The following is a 17057-nucleotide window of genomic DNA, read 5'->3' on the forward strand; positions in this document are numbered from 1 at the left end:
CGGCATGGCGACGAATCCGGGCGTGGCCGCGCACGTTCCGCCGCAGCATGCGCCCAATCCCGGCTTCAATCCCGGCGCCAATCCCGGCTACAACCCGGGGGCCAATCCTGGCTACAACCCCGGCGCCAATCCCGGCATGAACCCCGCAGTGAACCCCGGCATGAATCCGGGCATGAGCCCAGGCATGGACCAGGGCGACGACGGGGCGATGATGTCCAAGGGCTGAACCGGGCTGAACCGGGCTGAACGGGCTGAACGGGCTGAACGGGCTGAACGGGGCTGAACGGGGCTGAACGGGCGAAGGCGCGATGCGAACCGGCTTGCGGCGTTCTGTATCACTTTCGTACCGTCCCCGTATTGGTCGCGTATTGCTCCCGTATTGCGGCCGTTTACAGCCCGGGGCCGTTTCTGTGAGCCGCGTAACATCCTATTAATCCGGCCAACTTCCCGCCATCGTCTGCGTTCTAATCGGTACATGGTCAATCCGACCAGTCGACCGAAACAAGGAAAACAGACATGTCACGAAACACCATCAAGCCGCGCCCTGTTCACCAGTTGCTGGCCGCTTCGGCGGTGTTCCTGGCGATCGGCGGCAGCGCGATCGCGCAGACTCAGGCACCGGCCCCCGTCACCCAGGGCGTGCCGCAAGCAGCCGCCGCTGCCTCCGCGGCGGAAGGCAAGCCGGCGCACAAGGGTCACCGCGCCGACGGCCACGACCACCGTCATCATCGCCACCACGGCCACCACGGCGGCATGTCGCTGCGCGCGGCCGATACCGACCGCGACGGCGCGATCTCGAAGGCGGAAGCCGATGCGATGTTCGCCCGCGTCGATGCCAACAAGGACGGCAAGATCGACCGGGACGAGATGCGCGCCTTTCACAAGGCCCGGCACGAGCAGCACCGCCAGCAGATGCGCGAGCGCTTCGATGCGCGCTTCAAGGCCGCCGACAAGGATGGCGACGGCGCGCTGAGCAAGCAGGAGGCCGAGGCCGGCATGCCGCGCCTGGCCAACCACTACGACCGCCTCGATGCCAACAAGGACGGCAAGCTGACGCGCGACGAAATCGGCGCCGGCATGCGCCAGGCCCATCACCAGCGGATGGAGCGGATGCACCGCCACCACCACGGCATGAAGGGCGCACCCGGCGCGCCGGGCGCACCGGGAACCGCCGGCAATGCCGGCACCCCGCCGACGCAGCCGAACAACCCCGCGGTGCCGTCGACCGAGGGCGGTTGAGCGGTAATTCCCCGGCGCTCCCCCGGCGTCCCGCCGCAGCGCGGTGAGGCCGATACGGAGCAATAAGAAGCGCGCGGTCCGAAAGGCCGCGCGCTTTGTCGTTGGCGTTCGCCGGCGGCCGTACTCGGCCGACTCGCGGCGTGCTCGGCCGAGCCGTGCATTCGTCCGGCCGTCGTGGAATGGCGGCGGCTCGGCGCCAGAGGACACGTCATCTCACAAAAAATTGCAACCTTGTGCCCGTCTTGCTAAATTTGCGCAAAAAAATTGCTGGCTGTCTTATTGCGGAGCAACAATATCGTGAGCAAGGTGGAGCTGGACAAGATCGACCGGAAGATCCTCGAGGTCCTGCAGACCAACGGGCGGTTGACCAATCTCGAAGTCGCGGAGCGCGTCAGCCTGTCGCCTAGCCCATGCCTGCGGCGCATCCGCCGGCTGGAGGAGATCGGCGTGATCCGGCAGTACGCAGCGCTGCTGGAGCCGGGCAAGATCGGGCTGGGGCTGCTGGCCTACATCAACGTACGCCTGGAGAAGCACGGCGGCGCGCCCAAGGGCAAGGCGCCGCTGGACCTGTTCCGCGCCGCCATCGCGATCTGGCCGGAGGTCGCCGCCTGCCATGCGATGACCGGCGAGATGGACCTGCTGCTGAAGGTCTACGTCGAGGACATGGACCACTTCGCCCGCTTCATGAAGGACCAGCTGCTGGCCCATCCGGCGGTAATCGATGTGCGCTCGAGTTTCGCGCTCGAATCGATCAAGGACACCACGGCGCTGCCGGTGGTCGGCGGCTGAGCGACCGAGCGACCGAGCGGCCGAGCGAGCGGCGGACACACCGAGCGGCACGCCCCCGGGGCAGCCAAGCGGCGGAGCGCCTTGACGACCGCCTGGCCCGGCGGCGTTCCCCTGGCAGGATCCAAACGAAAAACGGCGCGCCAGTCGGCGCGCCGTTTCCCTGTCGGCGGGTGTCGATGCCGATCAGGCCGTGCTCTTCTGCGGCATGATCGAGCGCCAGAAGCGCTGGCCGAAGCGGCGCGCGTCGCGCAGGTTGCGGCGCACCACGTAGTCCAGGTCCGCGACCTGTTCGTCGATCGCCTCGGTCAGGCGGCTGACCGTGTCCGCCGGCGGCAGCTCCAGGTAGGCATCGGCCTCGCCGTAGGCGTACTGGACCTTCATGCCGGCCTTCTTGGCGATGTGCATCATCGCGGCGTTGCGCGACAGGCAGTGCATGTACAGCGTGCGCACGTTCGTGTTGCGGCCATGGATGGCGGCGCGCTCGAACAGCGCGCTGCCGATGCCGCGCCCGCGCGCGCTCTGCGACACCGATACGCCGAACTCGGCCACGCGGCCCTGGGCGTTGTCGCGCAGGTTGGCGAAGTGGCCGACACCGACCAGCTCGATATGCTCGTCGTAGACGCCGAACACCGTGTCGTGGTCGAAGTCGATGCTGTCGACATAGGCCTCGATCACGTGGTCGCCCACCGACTGGCCGAAGCGGAGCAGGCGATCTTCCTCGCCAAGGGCGAGAAAATGCTTCAGCAGGCGCGAGCGATGCTGGGCCCCCAGCTCGCGCACCAGAGTGGTCGGGCGCTGGGCGGCCTGCGAGGCTGCGGCTGCTTTGCGAAGATCTTCGTCGGTGAAGGCACCGACCGCCTTGCTCAGTTCGAGCGGATTCACTTTCTGTTCCTTGGGCGATTCAGGGTATAAACGTCACATCGCGGCAAGCAGACTTGTCAAAGTAGACCATCAGAATGCAATTTCCTAATGGATGGGGCAAATCCTATCTTGCGGCAACGCGAAAAGTATTGTAGCGCATTTGTCAGTTTGGCGTAAGCATGGTGCGTCGCAGAGCGCTGGGCGGCCGGACTGACATTCCAGTAATCCGTTAAAAATCAATATCTTGCTTGCCGATCCGGCGATTCCCGGGTGTGGAAATGTTGCAACGCCGCAGTCTGTTGCGGCGTTCCGCGCCATCCCGCCCTGCCGTTGAAAGTAACGCCTGCTACACACCATGCCCGCCCGACCCATCGTTGTGATCTATGCCAATGCGCGCGCGAAGCGCTCGCATGTGAACCGGCCGCTGGCCGAGGCGCTCGCCGCGCTGCCCGATGTCGACGTGCGCGATCTCTATGCACGCTATCCCGACTACGACATCGACGTGGTGGCCGAGCAGCGCGCGCTGTCGTGCGCCGACACCGTGGTGCTGCAGTTTCCGACCTTCTGGTTCAGCGTGCCGCCGCTGCTGAAGCTGTGGATGGACGAGGTGCTCGAGCGCGGCTGGGCCCACGGCCCGGGCGGCACCGCGCTGCGCGGCAAGTCCTGCCTGGTGGTGGCCAGCACGCGCGGCACCGAGGAGGCCTACTCGGCGGAGGGCGTGCACCGGCATCCGCTGTCCTCGTTCCTGTTGCCGCTGGAGCAGATGGCGCTGGAATGCGGCATGACGTGGCGCGCGCCGATCGCGATCCACGACGCCTACCGGCTGGACGAGGCGGGTGTGCAGCGCGTGATCGCCGAGGTCATGGCCGCGCTCGGCCACGGCGACGAAGGCGGCTCGACCAAGGCGGCCACCGCGGCCACCGCGGCCACCGCCGCCGCCCGGCTGGAGCTCGCATGAATCCGCATGATGCGCTGCGCGTGGTGCTGGTGTTCCTGGTCGCCGCGGTGGTGGCGGTGCCGCTGGCGCGCCGTTTCGGCCTGGGAGCGGTGCTCGGCTATCTGCTCGCCGGCGCGGCGATCGGGCCCTGGGCGCTGCGGGTGGTCACCGACGTCGAATCGATCCTGAGCTTCTCGGAATTCGGCGTCGTGCTGATGCTGTTCGTGATCGGCCTGGAGCTGGCGCCCACCAAGCTGTGGGCGCTGCGCCAGACCATCTTCGGCTATGGCGCCCTGCAGATGGCCGGCTGCGCGTTGCTGATCGGCGCGCTGGCCGCGGCCTTCGGCGCCAGCTGGCAGGTCGCGCTGGTGGCCGGGCTGGGCCTGGCGCTGTCGTCGACCGCGATCGCGCTGGCGACGCTGGGCGAGCGCAATCTGTTCGCCACGCCGGCCGGCAAGGCCAGCTTCGGCATCCTGCTGTTCCAGGACATCGCCGCGATCCCGATGATCGCCTTGCTGCCGATGCTGACCTTTGACGGTTCGCAGCCGGCGGACGGACCGGCCTGGATCGGCGCGGCCAAGGCGGTGGCGGTGATCGCCGCGGTGGTGATCGGGGGGCGCTACCTGGTTCGTCCGGCGCTGCGCTTCATCGCCCGCACCGGCATGCGCGAGATGTTCACCGCCTTCGCGCTGCTGCTGGTGGTCGGCATCGCCGCGATGATGGAAGCGGTCGGCATGTCGATGGCGCTCGGCACCTTCCTCGCCGGCGTGCTGCTGGCCGACTCGGAATACCGCCACGCGCTGGAGGCCGACATCGAGCCCTTCAAGGGCCTGCTGCTGGGGCTGTTCTTCATGGCGGTCGGCATGTCGATCGACTTCGGCGTGATGGCGCAGCAGCCGTGGCAGGTGCTGGGGATGGTCGCCGCGGTGGTCGGCGCCAAGGTGCTGGTGCTGCGGCTGCTGGCGCCCCGCTTCGAGATCGCGCGCGGCCAGCGCCTGCTGTTTGCGTTGCTGATCTCGCAGGCCGGCGAGTTCGCCTTCGTCGTGTTCGGCGTGGCGCGCTCCGCCGGGCTGCTGCCCGAGAACATCGCCGCGCTGCTGGTGCTGGTGGTGGCGCTGTCGATGGTGACCACGCCGTTGCTGCTGCTGGCCTACGACCAGATCGTCGCGCCGCGGGCCGGCAAGCTGCGCCAGCGGGCGGACGAGACCATCGAACCGCAGGACAACCCGGTGCTGATCGCCGGCTTCGGCCGCTTCGGCCAGATCGTCGGCCGTCTGCTGTATGCGCAGGGCATCGGCGTGACGGTGCTCGACCACGACCCCGATCAGATCGATTTCCTGCGGCAGTTCGGCTTCAAGGTCTTCTATGGCGATGCCACGCGCATGGACCTGCTCGAAGCCGCGGGCGCGGCGAAGGCAAAGATCCTGGTGGTCGCGGTCGACGGCATGGACGAGAGCCTGGCGCTGATCGACCGCGTGCGCCAGCGCTTTCCGCATCTGCGCATCTACGCCCGCGCCCGCCATGTGTCGCACGTCTATCTGCTGAAGGACCGCGGCGTCGAGCTGTTCGAGCGCGAGATGTTCGAGGGCTCGCTGATGCTCGGCCGGCGCGTGCTCGAGGGGCTGGGGCTGGACCCGGCCGAGGCCCGCGCCGCGGCGATGAAATTCCGCCGCCACAACATCGTCGCGATCGACCGCTTCTACCCGCACTACACCGACCAGAAGACGATGGTGTCGCTGGCGCGGCAGGCGCGCGACGAGCTCGAGGAAATGTTCAGGCAGGACCGCGAGCAGCGGCGCCGGCGCGAGGAGGCAGAGTGGTCGTGACCCGCGCCGGGGTCGCCGCCCTCGTCGGCGCCTTCGTTGGCACCCTCGCCGTCGCGCGTGTCTCTGCCCCCGCCGCCGCCGGTGTCGCGCGCGCCGCTACGACGACAGCTTCAGGCCGACGATGCCGGCCAGCACCAGGCCGGCGCTGAACAGCCGCCAGAAGCTGGCCGATTCGCCGAACAGCAGGATGCCGACGGCGAACGAGCCGACCGCGCCGATGCCGGTCCAGACCGCGTAGGCGGTGCCGAGCGGCAGTGCGCGCATGGCGAGCGACAACAGCCAGAAGCTGACCACCATCGTCACGATGGTGAAGGCCGATGGCCACAGGCGGGAGAAACCTTCGGAGTATTTGAGGCCGGTGGCCCAGGCGATTTCGGTGAGGCCGGCGAGCAGAACGTAGATCCAGGGCATGATGGGCTGCGATGGTGTCGAGGCATCGGGGCCGTCCCCGGTTGGTCGGGCGCCGCTGGATCGAATCTCGAAGCCGGAACGGCTTGCCGCGGCGGCGCGGGGTCGTCCCCGGCGCAGGCGGCATTCTATCGCGGGAGCGCCGCGGCGTCAGGCGCGCGCGTGTCCGGGCAGGCCGCCCGCCAGCAGGTCGATCACCATCTCGGCGAAGTCGGCGTAGGACAGCTTGCCGCCCGGCTTGAGCCAGGTGAAGGTCCAGTTGATCATGCCGAACACCGTCATCGTCAGCGCGGTCTGGTTCTCGCGCGTGACCCGTTCCGGATAGGCCCGCCGCAACTGGCGCGAGAAGGCCGCGACCACATCGCGCTCGCGCTTCAGGATGATGTCCCGCTGCTCGGGCGCGAGGAACTTGACGTCGTTGATCAGCGCGATATGCCGGGTCTGCGAGGTCTCGTACTCGGCCAGGAAGGCGCGGATCAGGTTGGCGAAGCTGTCGCGCTCGCTGTGGCCCTGGCGCTCGGCCTCGGCCTCGACCTCGGTGACGATCAGCATCAGCCGGCGCGTATAGCGATCGAGCAGGTCGAACAGGATCGCTTCCTTGCTCTCGTAGTAGTGGTACAGCCGCGCCTTCGAGGTGCCGCAGGCCGCGGCCAGGTCGGCCATCGACGTGCTCGGATAGCTGCTGGCGGCAAACGCCGCCGCGGCCAGCTCGAGGATCTGTTCGCGTTGGGCCTCGAAGTCGGGCGCCTTGGTACGGGCCATCAGGAATCGGCCGTCAGGTTTCGCCGCAGCTCGCAGGTCTGCAGCGAATCGGCATTGCCACGCAGCACCATCTGGCCGGCGCCGATCAGTTCGCGGCAGCGCCAGAACACGAACCAGTCGCTGGCCAGCAGGCCTTCGATCGCGCCCATCACGCTGCCGACCACCTGGGCCGCGGGCGTCCATTCGAGCGGGGCGCGCTCCAGGATCACCTCGTCGACGGAGTGGTAGGCCGCCGGCACCAGCGTATTGCCCTTCCACAGCCGCACGTCGGCGTTTTCCTTGACGTTCTGCTGCCACTCGTAGCCGAGCCGGCCCAGCCGCAGCACCGAGACCGGTGCGATGGTGGAGAAGCGGCGCGCCAGCCGGGCGGCCGGATACATGCCGATCGCGGTCAGGTTGCCCTGGGTGGTGCCGTCGAGCTCGCGGCTGTCCATCGCGACCTCGTTGATCCGCTGCGGGCTCTGGTACAGGTGGAACACGACCCGGCGCAGCATCAGCTGGTCGGAGGCGCTCTGGCCGTGCCAGATCGCGACCTCGGGCTCGCTCTGGCGCAGGCCCTGCAGCTGGTCCAGCGCCTGGCGCATCTCGGCGGCGAAGTCGATCTCGCTGTGCGGGGCCACGCGCTGCCAGAAGCCGGAGCGGATCAGGCCGCTGCTGTCCACATCGGCGATCGGGCCGACGGCCAGGTCGTCGCGCAGCACGACGACGGGGTCCGGACGGGCGGCTTGCGCCAGTGCCTGGCGCAGCGTGTTGCCCGCCATGTCACCGTTGACGACGTGGATGTATTGCATGGCCGTGATTGTATATGGATAAGACGGCTCAACAGCACCGCGCGGGCGGCGGGCGGCGCCGCATCCGGGCAGTATCCGGACAGTATCCGGGCAGTATCTGGCCAGTATCTGGCCAGTATCCGGGCCGGGGCGGCGCGGTATCTGCGCGGTGGCCTCCGGGCGCCCGGTTTCAGGCAGCGGCCATTTTAACCATGCATCGCGGCGGGACGGCGGCGGTGCGTGCGCCGCCGCGCATTCGGCTCGGGTCCGGTCGCGGGTTTCGTCGCGCGCTGCGTCCCGCGTTCGGCCGTGTTGGGGTCACGGGGTTCGGCGGCGGCGCTGTCCCGCGGTCCCGCGGTCCACTTCCGGCCTATCGCTCGTCGTAGCTGACCACCACTCGCTCGGTCAGCGGCCGGGCCTGGCAGGTCAGCACGAAGCCCTTGTCCATCTCCCAGGGCTCGAGCGTGTAGTTCTTCTCCATCTCGACCTTGCCCTCGAGCACCTTGGCGCGGCAGGTGCAGCAGACCCCGCCCTTGCAGGCATAGGGCAGGTCCAGCCCGGCGGCCAGCGCGGTGTCGAGCACGTTGGCGTCCTGCAGCGGAATGCGCATCGCGTGCTGCTTGCCGTCGAGCACCACCACCAGCTGCGCGGTGCCGGCCTCGTCGGTGGTCACCTTGACGGGCTGGCGGCGCGGCTGCGCCAGCGGCACGCCGAAGCGCTCGGCGTGGATCTTGTGCGGGTCCAGGCCGGCGTCCTTCAGCGCGGCCTCGACGTCGTCGATCATCGAGGCCGGGCCGCAGACGAAGGCCGCATCGATGTCGTCGACCGGGATCAGCGTCTCGAGGAAGGCCTGCACCCGCGCGCGGTCGAGCCGGCCGTGCAGCAGGTCGACCTCCTGTGGCTGGCGGGACAGCACGTGGTACAGCGTCAGGCGCGACAGGTACTGGTTCTTCAGGTCGTCCAGCGCCTCGGCGAAGATGATGCTGTCGACATTGCGGTTGCCGTACACCAGCGTGAAGCGGCTGTTCGGCTCGACCGCCAGCGTGGTCCGGATCAGCGACATCACCGGGGTGATGCCGCTGCCGGCGGCGAAGGCGACGTAGTGGCGCGCCGCCTCGGGGTCGAGCGGGACATGGAAGCGGCCGTCCGGCGTCATCACGTCGATCGTGTGGCCCGGCACCACCGCATCGTGCAGGAAGTTCGAGAACAGCCCGTCGTCGACCCGCTTGACCGCGACGCGCAACTCGCCCTGCTGGTCGTAGTCCTGCACGCCGCAGCAGATCGAATACGAGCGCCGTACCTCCTGGCCGTCGATCGACGTGCGCAGCGTCAGGAACTGGCCCTGCTTGAAGCGGTAGGCGTCACGCAGCGCGGGCGGGACCTCGAAGGCGACGGAGACGGTGTCGGCAGTTTCGGGGCGGACCTGCGCCACGCGCAGCGGATGGAACTGAGGGGTCATGGCGGCGTGGGAACGGTGGGCCGCGGCGCGAGCCGGGCGGCCTGGCTGGTACGGTGGCTAGTACGGTTTGAAGTAGTCGAACGGTTCGCGGCAGGCGCGGCAGCGGTAGAGCGCCTTGCACGCGGTCGAGCCGAACTGCGACAGCGGCTCGGTGTCGGGGCTGCCGCAGTGCGGGCAGGTGACGTTGTCGGTGGCCCTGGCGCCCGTGGCACCTACGGCGCCCGTGGCACCTGCGGCGCCCGTGGCACCTACGGCGCCCGTGGCACCTGCGGCGCCCGTGGCACCTGCGGCGCCCGTAGCAACCCGAGCGCCCGTAGCGTTCGTAGCGCCAGTATCGCCGGGCGCGCGATGGCGCGGCACGAAGCGCACCGGCCGGGTTGGCGCCCCCTGGTCGGCGCAGCGCGCCGGGGGCGCGATGCCGTAGGCCCGCAGCTTGTCGCGGCCCTCGGCGGTGATCCAGTCGGTAGTCCACGCCGGCGCCAGCACGGTGCGGATCTTCCACGGGCCAAGATCCGCCTGGTCGAGCGCGCGGCCGATGTCCTCGGCGATCTCCGCCATCGCGGGGCAGCCCGAATAAGTGGGCGTGATCACGATCTCCAGCGCGCCGTCGTCGGCGATCGCCACTTCACGCAGGATGCCGAGATCGCGAATCGATACCACCGGGATCTCGGGATCGGGCACCGCGTCGAGCACGGTCCAGGCGCGGGCCGCGCGCGCTTGCGCGTCGGCATCGGCGTGGACTGCGTGCAGGCGGGTGTCCGGGTGCCCGTTTGCGTGGGAATCCGCGTGGGAAGCCGCGTCGGAATCCGCGTCGGAATCCGCGTGCATGCCCGGGAGGGTCAAGGTGGCTGGCATGGGATCGGCCTCGATATGCGCGGCGTCCGCCGTTACCAGTGCGCGCCGGGATGGGCGCGCGCCAGGCTCTGCATCTGCGCCAGCAGGTAGCTCATGTGCTCGGAGTGCAGGCCCTGCTTGCCGGTCGACACGAAACCGGTCGCGGCGGGCAGCGTCAGCGTGGCTTCGGCCACGGTCTGCTCGACGGTCGCCTGCCAGGCCGGCCGCAGTTCCGCGGTCGGCACCGCGATGCCCTGCGCCGCCGCTTCCTGTTCGACCGGATCTGGCACGAAGCATTCGTTCATATAGGGCAGCAGATGGTCCAGCGCGCGCTGCGTGCGTTCGTGCGACAGCTCGGTGCCGTCGCCCAGCCGCACCAGCCAGTCGGCGCCGTGATGCAGGTGATAGCGCGCTTCCTTGATCGACTTCGAGGCGATCGCGGCCAGGCCCGCGTCGCGGCTGCCTTCGAGCGCGCTCCACAGCTCGACCATCAGCGCGCTGTACAGGAAGTTGCGCACGATGGTGACGGCGTAGTCGCGGTCCGACGAGGCGGTGCCGGCCAGCGGCCCGCTGTGCGGCAGCTCCAGCAGCGTCCAGTTGCGGAATTCTCGCTCGCCGCGCCAGTAGGCGTAGTCGTCCTCGTGGCGCGCCCGGCCGGTCAGTTCGGCCTCCAGTTCCCCGGCGCGCGCATAGAGCAGGCGCGCCTGGCCGATCAGGTCCAGGCTGATATTGGCCAGCGCGATGTCTTCTTCCAGTACGGGTCCGTGGCCGCACCACTCGGCGTTGCGCTGGCCGAGGATCAGCGCGTTGTCGGCCAGGCGCAGCACGTACTGCCAGCCGGCGGTGCGCGCCAGCGGCAGGTTGGACAGCAGCGGCGAAGGGGTGGGACTGAGCGTGGCGGTCATGCGCGGCCCTTCTTACATATGGTTGACTTCATCGGGCAGCTGATAGAAGGTCGGATGCCGGTAGATCTTGTCGGCCATCGGGTCGAACAGCTCCGCCTTCTCGTCGGGCACGCTGGCGGTGATCGCGGACGACGGCACCACCCAGATCGACACGCCTTCCTGGCGCCGCGTATAGACGTCGCGCGCCATGCGCAGCGCCTGGTGCGCGTCGGCCGCGTGCAGGCTGCCGCAATGCTTGTGTTCCAGGCCCTGCTTGCTGCGGACGAACACTTCCCACAGCGGCCATTCCTTTTGCGTCATCTTGCTTGTCTCCTGTCGGCGGCTTGCGGTCACTTGCCGGAGCCGTTGCGGCTCAGGCCGCGGCGCGGGCTTGCGCCGCTTCGCGCTGTGCCACCTTGGCGGCGTGGGCCAGCGCGGCCTCGCGTACCCAGGCGCCGTCCTCGTGCGCCTTGACGCGCGTGGCCAGCCGTTCGCGGTTGCACGGGCCGTCGCCGTTGATGACCCGCCAGAACTCGTCCCAGTCCAGCGGGCTGTAGTCGTAGTGGCCGCGTTCCTCGTTCCAGCGCAGGCCGGGGTCGGGCAGCGAGACGCCGAGTACCTTGGCCTGCTCGACCGTTGCATCGACGAATTTCTGGCGCAGGTCGTCGTTCGAGATCCGTTTGATGCCCCAGGCCATGGTCTGCGCGCTGTTGGTCGACGCCGCATCGGGCGGGCCGAACATCATCAGCACCGGAAACCACCAGCGGTTGACCGCGTCCTGCACCATCTCGCGCTGCGCGTCGGTGCCGCGCATCATCGCCAGCAGCGCGTCGAAGCCTTGGCGCTGGTGGAACGACTCTTCCTTGCAGATGCGGATCATCGCCCGCGCATACGGACCGTAGGAGCAGCGGCACAGCGGAATCTGGTTCATGATCGCCGCGCCGTCGACCAGCCAGCCGATCACGCCGACATCGGCCCAGGTCAGCGTCGGGTAGTTGAAGATCGACGAATACTTGGCCTTGCCGCGATGCAGGGCGTCGACCATCTCGTCGCGCGAGGTGCCCAGCGTCTCGGCCGCCGAATAGAGATAGAGGCCGTGGCCGCCTTCGTCCTGCACCTTCGCCAGCAGGATCGCCTTGCGCTTGAGCGACGGCGCGCGCGTGATCCAGTTGCCCTCGGGCAGCATGCCGATGATCTCGGAATGCGCGTGCTGCGAAATCTGGCGGACCAGCGTCTTGCGGTAGGCGGCAGGCATCCAGTCCTGCGGCTCGATCTTGCCGTCCGCGGCCAGGCGCGCATCAAACGCGGCCTGCGCCTCGGCGCTTTCGGCCGCGTTGCTGGGAGCATGCGCGCCTTCGTTGGCGGCGCGCTGCGCGTCGGCCGGCAGGGGCTGTTGGGGCAGGTCCAGGCTTTGGGTGTACATAGCGCCTCCTCTGGCGGGTCCCGGCCGTGCGTGGGCCGGGCGGTAGGAAGCATTATATATAAACCGACCGTTCGGTCAATTAATTGGCGGGCGTGTTGGCGCCATGCCATCAGCGCGTCGGGATCAGGATTCGGGAACGAAGCGGACGTGCCCGCTGCGCAGCACGATATTGCGCGAACGGGTCATCTCGAACAGCGACTGCGCGATGCTTTCGATGCGCGGCCGATGGTCGGTGAAGGCACGTACCAGGTCTTCCTCGCGCGGCGAGCGCGCGCCGAAATGCGACTCGAGCGCTTCGGCGGTGATCGAATAGCGGGACGGTTGGCCGTTGACGGTGGCGGGGCACGACAGCGTCAGGCTGGCTGCGCAGTAGGTGGGGACGCTGCTGGGAAACAGGATCTCAGGCATGGCGTGCCTCGGCCGGAAAGGGACGGGAGTCACGACCATTCTAGGATATCGGGCGGCACACGCCAGCCGGGAGTCCTGGATCGGGATCCGGCCCCTGTTTCGCGTGCGGGCTTCCCTTCGATGGCGAGTGCTCGCTTACTTCATCGACTCGTTTATGCTGCAGCGCACCAACGCGTCGGAGCGGAGTCAGGCCGCCCCGCCAGGAAGCGCCGAAATGTGGACGAAAAAAAACCCGCGCAGGTTGTGCGCGGGCTGGAATCCACCGAGGTGGTGGAGGAGACAGACTTCACTATACGCGGCTTGTTGCGACGCACCAAGGTCCGCGTTCCAAAAAGCTGAAATCGGTACGATTTCGTTGTGTCAGTGCAACAGTAATCTGTCCCCGTAAGCCGCCAGCCCAGTCCTATCAATGGAAGAACAGGTAGGCGATGCCGATGGCGGCGACCAAGCCCACCGCATCGGCGAACAGTGCGCAGCCCAGCGCATGCCGGGTACGACGCACATTGACGCTGCCAAAGTAGACCGCCAGCACATAGAAGGTGGTTTCGGTCGATCCCTGGATGATCGCGGCCAGCTTGCCCTGGAAGGAATCGACACCGTAGGTCGTCATGACGTCGACCATCAGGCCGCGTGCGCCGGCGCCGGACAGCACCTTCATCAGGCCGACCGGCAGCGCCGGCACGAAGTCGGTATTCAGGCCGAGGCTGGCGACGGCGGCCGCGAGGCCCTGCATCAGCCAGTCCATGCCGCCGCTGGCGCGGAACAGCCCGATCGCGACCAGGATCGCCACCAGGTAGGGAATGATCTGCACCGCCACGCCGAAGCCTTCCTTGGCGCCGTCGACGAAGGCCTCATAGACGTTGACCCGACGCGCCGCCCCGCACAGCAGGAACAGCACGATCAGGCCGAGGATAAAGAGGCTGCCCGCCAGCGCGGTCACGGTGTCGACTTGCGGCGCCGGCGCGCGGCGCAGCCAGACCGCCAGACCGCCGAGCGCGGCCACGATCGCCACCAGCGTGCCGAGGATGGCGGGTTTGAGCAGATTGAGCCGCTGAGTCCACGCCACCGCGACCAGCCCGGCGAGGCAGGACACGCCGGTCGCCAGCAGCGTCGGCAGGAAGATGTCGGCGGCGTTGAAGCCGACCAGACCCTGCTTCAGCGCGACCGCCTGCCGCATCGCGATCACCGAGGTCGGAATCAGCGTCAGCCCCGCGGTATTGAGCACGATGAACAAGATCTGCGCATCGGTCGCGGTGTCGGGCTTGTCGTTCAGCGTCTGCAGCTCGCGCATCGCGTTCAGGCCCAGCGGCGTCGCGGCATTGTCCAGGCCCAGCATATTGGCCGAGACGTTCATCATCATCGCGCCCTGGGCGGGGTGGCCTTGCGGGACGCCGGGAAACAGGTGCCGCAGCACCGGATTGACCGCGCGCGCGAAGCCCTGCACCACGCCGCCACGCTCGCCGACCCGCATGATGCCGAGCCACAGCGCCATGATGCCGGCCAGGCTCAGCGAGATCTCGAAGGCGGTGCGGGCGCTGTCGAACAGGCTCGCCAGCATGGCCGGAAAGATGGCGGCATCGCCATGTGCCAGCCGCACGCAGCCGATGGCGAAGGCGGACAGGAAAAAGGACAGCCAGACCAGGTTCAATGCCATGGGCGTAGTGGCAAATAAGCGGGCAACTCAGCGGGCAAATAAGCGGGCAATAAGCGGGCAATAAGCGGGCAATAAGCGGGCAATAAGCGGCCGGATCAACGGACGGATCAACGTACGGATCCGCGGGACCCGTGGGCGCAGCCCGCATGGCGAGTCGCAAAGAACGGCGTGGTGCGCAAGGCGCCTATCATAGCGTGGCCGCTGGCCGCTGGCCGCTGGCCGCTGGCCCTTGGCCGCGGCTGCTCTAGGGCTGCCCGCCGTCACCGCAGTCCGCGGGGCGTGCCGCCGCTCTCGCCGCTTACCGCGGTCCCCGCCGCTCCGCACCGGCTCGGCCACTCCGCACCGGCTCCACCGCTTTGGCGTCGCGGGCCGCCAGCCTCCTTCAGGGAGACGACCTAGGCGAACGCCGCGCCGCGCTTGGCCAGCAGCTTGCGCAGGATCGACCGGTGGCAGCGCTGTTCGTCCTCGCAATAGCAGCCGATCGCGAAATTGGTCTGGTGCGACAGCGCGGCCAGCAGGTCGAGCGTGCGGCTGGCCTCGGGTTCGGCCATTTCGGCCTGGAAGCGCCGCTCGAAATGGCGCCAGGCCTTGTCGTCTTCCTCTTCCTGGGCATGCTTGGCTTCGGCGACCAGTTCCGGAGAGGGCGACAGCAGCGGGAACCAGACATCGTAGAAGTCCCGGCTGGCGTATTCGCTGCGCGGCACGCCGCGCGGCGGCCTGCGCACCGTGCCGATGCGCAGGCCTTCGCCGGCGCTGCGCGGGGTTCCGAGCCTGACGATGTGGACGGCCATGGCGGGCGCTCCTGTCTGCGGTCTGCGGTGGGGACGGCGGCAGCCGACGCCGAAGCGCCGGCCGTCACGGCGCAGCGAACGGTCAGGCGGTCGCTGCCGGCTCGAGCCCCAGTTCGCGAATCATGGTTTCCCGCATCACGAACTTCTGCACCTTGCCGGTGACCGTCATCGGCATGTCGTGGACGAAACGAACATAACGCGGGATCTTGTAGTGCGCAATCTGGTCCCGGCAGAACTCCCGGATCTCGTCCTCGGTCGCGCTCTGCCCGGGTTTGAGCACGATCCATGCGCACAGCTCCTCGCCGTACTTCGGATCGGGCACGCCGAACACCTGCACCGCCTGCACCTTGGGATGGCGGAACAGGAATTCCTCGATTTCGCGCGGATACAGGTTCTCGCCCCCGCGGATCACCATGTCCTTGACCCGCCCGACGATATTGCAATAGCCCTGCTCGTCGATCGTCGCCAGGTCGCCGGTATGCATCCAGCCGTCGCGGATCGTCTCGCGCGTGCGGGCCTCGTCCTCCCAATAACCCAGCATTACCGAATAGCCGCGGGTGCACAGCTCGCCGGTGGCGCCGACCGGCACGACCTGCCCGGTTTCGTCGACGATCTTGCACTGCAGATGCGGCTGGACCCGGCCGACCGTCGCCACGCGTTTCTCCAGCGGATCGTCGGTCGCACTCTGGAAGGAAACCGGACTGGTCTCGGTCATGCCGTAGGCGATCGTCACCTCGGCCATATGCATGTCCTTGATGACCCGCTTCATCACCTCGATCGGGCAGGGGGCGCCGGCCATGATGCCGGTGCGCAGCGAGGTGAAGTCGAATCTCGCGAATTCGGGGTGATCGAGCTGGGCGATGAACATCGTCGGCACGCCGTGCAGGGCGGTGCAGCGTTCCTCGTGCACGGCCTGCATGGTCGCCAGCGGATCGAAGGCCTCGCCGGGGAAGATCATGCGCGCGCCGACGCTGACGCAGGCCAGCACCGACAGCACCATGCCGAAGCAGTGGTACAGCGGCACGGGGATGCACAGCGAATCGCGGTCGGTCAGCCGCATGGCCATCGCCACGAAGCGGCCGTTGTTGACCACGTTGTGGTGCGTCAGCGTCGCGCCCTTGGGGTTGCCGGTGGTCCCGCTGGTGAACTGGATATTGATCGGATCTTGCGGGCCAAGCGCCGAGCCGGCGGCGTCCAGCGCACCGGTATCTGGCCGGGACAGCAGCTCGGCATAGCGCAGCATGCCGGCGGTGTCCTCCTCGCCCATGCGCACGACCCATTGCAGCGTGGGCAGCCGAGCCGCTCGCAGCGCGCCTGGCTGGCTGTCGGCCAGCTCCGGCGCCAGCTTCTGCAGCATCTCGATATAGTTGCTCGACTTGAAGCGCGCGGCCGTGATCAGCATCCGGACACCGGCCTTGTTCAGCGCGTACTCCAGTTCCGCCAGTCGGTAGGCCGGGTTGATATTGACCAGGATGGCGCCGATGCGGGCGGTGGCGAACTGGGTCACCAGCCACTCCTGCCGGTTCGGCGACCAGATGCCGACGCGGTCGCCGCGCGCGATGCCGCGCGCCAGCAGGCCGGTGGCCAGGCGGTCGACCTGCTCGCTGAACTGGCGCCAGGTCCAGCGGATTCCCTGCTCGCGGAAGACGACGGCCTCTGCGTCCGGGTGGGCCGCCGCCGTGGCGGCCAGCAATTCGGCGATGGTCTGGTCCGACAGCGGCACGTCGGTGGCGCCAGTGACCAGCGACAGGCCGGCGTTCGGGATCAGCGTCATGGTTGTCTCCTTCGACTGATTGACTGAATCGTAGTCAGGGGTGCTTCTCTTATAGGTATGGGGCGCCAGCTTAGGCGAAGCGTTCCGCCGATGCTGTCACCGGTGCGACATTTGTTGTCTTTGAAGCACTTCAAGGCCGAATTCGGGTTTTTACTTAATTTGCTTGCCTTCGGCCGCGCCCTCCCTTAATATTCGCCCCCTCGCAGCCGAACGGCGGCGGGGTTGGCGGGGAAGGCGA

17 protein-coding genes and 1 pseudogene are annotated in these 17057 nt (G+C 68.2%); 5 read left to right on the forward strand and 13 right to left on the reverse strand.

The genetic code is table 11. From position 1 onward, the window contains the following. The 3 genes and pseudogenes from AC6EI8_RS15250 to AC6EI8_RS15260 all read left to right on the forward strand — a co-directional run. Positions 1-226 (forward strand): annotated as a pseudogene (locus AC6EI8_RS15250) (hypothetical protein); the annotation flags it as partial. Between the two features lie 290 nt (positions 227-516). Further along, a complete protein-coding gene (locus AC6EI8_RS15255; protein WP_498382299.1) occupies positions 517-1239 on the forward strand; it encodes an EF-hand domain-containing protein in 723 nt (240 codons plus the stop codon). 297 nt (positions 1240-1536) lie between these two features. Beyond that, positions 1537-2028, forward strand: coding sequence for an Lrp/AsnC family transcriptional regulator (locus tag AC6EI8_RS15260; RefSeq protein ID WP_150082551.1), 492 nt, complete (start codon positions 1537-1539; stop codon positions 2026-2028). A 183-nt stretch (positions 2029-2211) separates the two neighbouring features. Here AC6EI8_RS15260 and AC6EI8_RS15265 read toward each other — a convergent pair whose 3' ends face one another. Next, on the reverse strand, positions 2212-2910 hold the full coding sequence (locus tag AC6EI8_RS15265; RefSeq protein WP_149317573.1) for a GNAT family N-acetyltransferase: 699 nt from the start codon (positions 2908-2910) through the stop codon (positions 2212-2214). A 334-nt stretch (positions 2911-3244) separates the two neighbouring features. Between AC6EI8_RS15265 and kefF the strand changes: the two genes are divergently transcribed. Continuing rightward, on the forward strand, positions 3245-3847 hold the full coding sequence (gene kefF / locus AC6EI8_RS15270) for a glutathione-regulated potassium-efflux system oxidoreductase KefF (RefSeq protein ID WP_498382300.1): 603 nt from the start codon (positions 3245-3247) through the stop codon (positions 3845-3847). Further along, positions 3844-5652 (forward strand): glutathione-regulated potassium-efflux system protein KefC, encoded by a 1809-nt coding sequence (kefC, locus tag AC6EI8_RS15275; protein WP_498382301.1) that lies wholly within the window; start codon positions 3844-3846, stop codon positions 5650-5652. The genes kefF and kefC overlap by 4 nt, the downstream gene beginning before the upstream one ends. 96 nt (positions 5653-5748) lie before the next feature. On the opposite strand, the gene sugE is transcribed toward kefC, so the two are convergent. The 12 genes from sugE to AC6EI8_RS15335 form a co-directional block, all read right to left on the reverse strand. Beyond that, positions 5749-6063 carry a quaternary ammonium compound efflux SMR transporter SugE gene (gene sugE, locus AC6EI8_RS15280; protein WP_006578904.1) on the reverse strand — a complete coding sequence of 105 codons (315 nt, stop codon included), beginning with the start codon at positions 6061-6063 and terminating at the stop codon, positions 5749-5751. A gap of 147 nt (positions 6064-6210) precedes the next feature. Then, positions 6211-6822: a TetR/AcrR family transcriptional regulator gene (locus tag AC6EI8_RS15285; protein WP_149317575.1), complete on the reverse strand. Its 612-nt coding sequence runs from the start codon at positions 6820-6822 to the stop codon at positions 6211-6213. Further along, positions 6822-7613, reverse strand: coding sequence for a DUF1835 domain-containing protein (locus tag AC6EI8_RS15290; RefSeq protein WP_149317576.1), 792 nt, complete (start codon positions 7611-7613; stop codon positions 6822-6824). Before AC6EI8_RS15290 ends, AC6EI8_RS15285 begins: the two co-directional genes overlap by 1 nt. Before the next feature lie 349 nt (positions 7614-7962). Next, positions 7963-9051, reverse strand: a complete 1089-nt coding sequence (paaE, locus tag AC6EI8_RS15295) for a 1,2-phenylacetyl-CoA epoxidase subunit PaaE (RefSeq protein WP_149317577.1) — start codon at positions 9049-9051, stop codon at positions 7963-7965. Between the two features lie 57 nt (positions 9052-9108). After that, entirely contained in the window at positions 9109-9801 is a 693-nt protein-coding gene (gene paaD, locus AC6EI8_RS15300; protein ID WP_498382306.1) for a 1,2-phenylacetyl-CoA epoxidase subunit PaaD, read from the reverse strand. A gap of 137 nt (positions 9802-9938) precedes the next feature. Next, positions 9939-10790: a 1,2-phenylacetyl-CoA epoxidase subunit PaaC gene (gene paaC, locus AC6EI8_RS15305; protein WP_498382302.1), complete on the reverse strand. Its 852-nt coding sequence runs from the start codon at positions 10788-10790 to the stop codon at positions 9939-9941. Between the two features lie 12 nt (positions 10791-10802). Next, a complete protein-coding gene (gene paaB, locus AC6EI8_RS15310) occupies positions 10803-11090 on the reverse strand; it encodes a 1,2-phenylacetyl-CoA epoxidase subunit PaaB (protein WP_006579224.1) in 288 nt (95 codons plus the stop codon). Between the two features lie 52 nt (positions 11091-11142). Beyond that, positions 11143-12192 (reverse strand): 1,2-phenylacetyl-CoA epoxidase subunit PaaA, encoded by a 1050-nt coding sequence (gene paaA, locus AC6EI8_RS15315; RefSeq protein ID WP_187829140.1) that lies wholly within the window; start codon positions 12190-12192, stop codon positions 11143-11145. A gap of 123 nt (positions 12193-12315) precedes the next feature. Continuing rightward, a complete protein-coding gene (locus tag AC6EI8_RS15320) occupies positions 12316-12600 on the reverse strand; it encodes a DUF1488 family protein (RefSeq protein WP_053822693.1) in 285 nt (94 codons plus the stop codon). 406 nt (positions 12601-13006) lie between these two features. After that, complete coding sequence (locus AC6EI8_RS15325; protein ID WP_498382303.1) at positions 13007-14254, reverse strand: nucleoside recognition domain-containing protein; 1248 nt, start codon at positions 14252-14254, stop codon at positions 13007-13009. Between the two features lie 395 nt (positions 14255-14649). After that, entirely contained in the window at positions 14650-15045 is a 396-nt protein-coding gene (locus tag AC6EI8_RS15330) for a DUF488 domain-containing protein (RefSeq protein ID WP_149317581.1), read from the reverse strand. Positions 15046-15127: 82 nt separating this feature from the next. Next, on the reverse strand, positions 15128-16819 hold the full coding sequence (locus AC6EI8_RS15335; RefSeq protein ID WP_498382305.1) for an AMP-binding protein: 1692 nt from the start codon (positions 16817-16819) through the stop codon (positions 15128-15130). Between the last annotated feature and the right edge of the window lie 238 nt (positions 16820-17057).

The organism is Cupriavidus sp. R6-3, assembly GCF_059772245.1.

Bases quoted from the DNA above. Each gene is read 5' to 3' on its own strand.
- AC6EI8_RS15255 (WP_498382299.1), top strand. From the start codon at position 517: ATGTCACGAAACACCATCAAGCCGCGCCCTGTTCACCAGTTGCTGGCC.
- kefF (WP_498382300.1), top strand. From the start codon at position 3,245: ATGCCCGCCCGACCCATCGTTGTGATCTATGCCAATGCGCGCGCGAAG.
- kefC (WP_498382301.1), top strand. From the start codon at position 3,844: ATGAATCCGCATGATGCGCTGCGCGTGGTGCTGGTGTTCCTGGTCGCC.
- sugE (WP_006578904.1), bottom strand. From the start codon at position 6,063: ATGCCCTGGATCTACGTTCTGCTCGCCGGCCTCACCGAAATCGCCTGG.
- AC6EI8_RS15285 (WP_149317575.1), bottom strand. From the start codon at position 6,822: ATGGCCCGTACCAAGGCGCCCGACTTCGAGGCCCAACGCGAACAGATC.
- AC6EI8_RS15290 (WP_149317576.1), bottom strand. From the start codon at position 7,613: ATGCAATACATCCACGTCGTCAACGGTGACATGGCGGGCAACACGCTG.
- paaE (WP_149317577.1), bottom strand. From the start codon at position 9,051: ATGACCCCTCAGTTCCATCCGCTGCGCGTGGCGCAGGTCCGCCCCGAA.
- paaC (WP_498382302.1), bottom strand. From the start codon at position 10,790: ATGACCGCCACGCTCAGTCCCACCCCTTCGCCGCTGCTGTCCAACCTG.
- paaB (WP_006579224.1), bottom strand. From the start codon at position 11,090: ATGACGCAAAAGGAATGGCCGCTGTGGGAAGTGTTCGTCCGCAGCAAG.
- paaA (WP_187829140.1), bottom strand. From the start codon at position 12,192: ATGTACACCCAAAGCCTGGACCTGCCCCAACAGCCCCTGCCGGCCGAC.
- AC6EI8_RS15320 (WP_053822693.1), bottom strand. From the start codon at position 12,600: ATGCCTGAGATCCTGTTTCCCAGCAGCGTCCCCACCTACTGCGCAGCC.
- AC6EI8_RS15325 (WP_498382303.1), bottom strand. From the start codon at position 14,254: ATGGCATTGAACCTGGTCTGGCTGTCCTTTTTCCTGTCCGCCTTCGCC.
- AC6EI8_RS15330 (WP_149317581.1), bottom strand. From the start codon at position 15,045: ATGGCCGTCCACATCGTCAGGCTCGGAACCCCGCGCAGCGCCGGCGAA.
- AC6EI8_RS15335 (WP_498382305.1), bottom strand. From the start codon at position 16,819: ATGACGCTGATCCCGAACGCCGGCCTGTCGCTGGTCACTGGCGCCACC.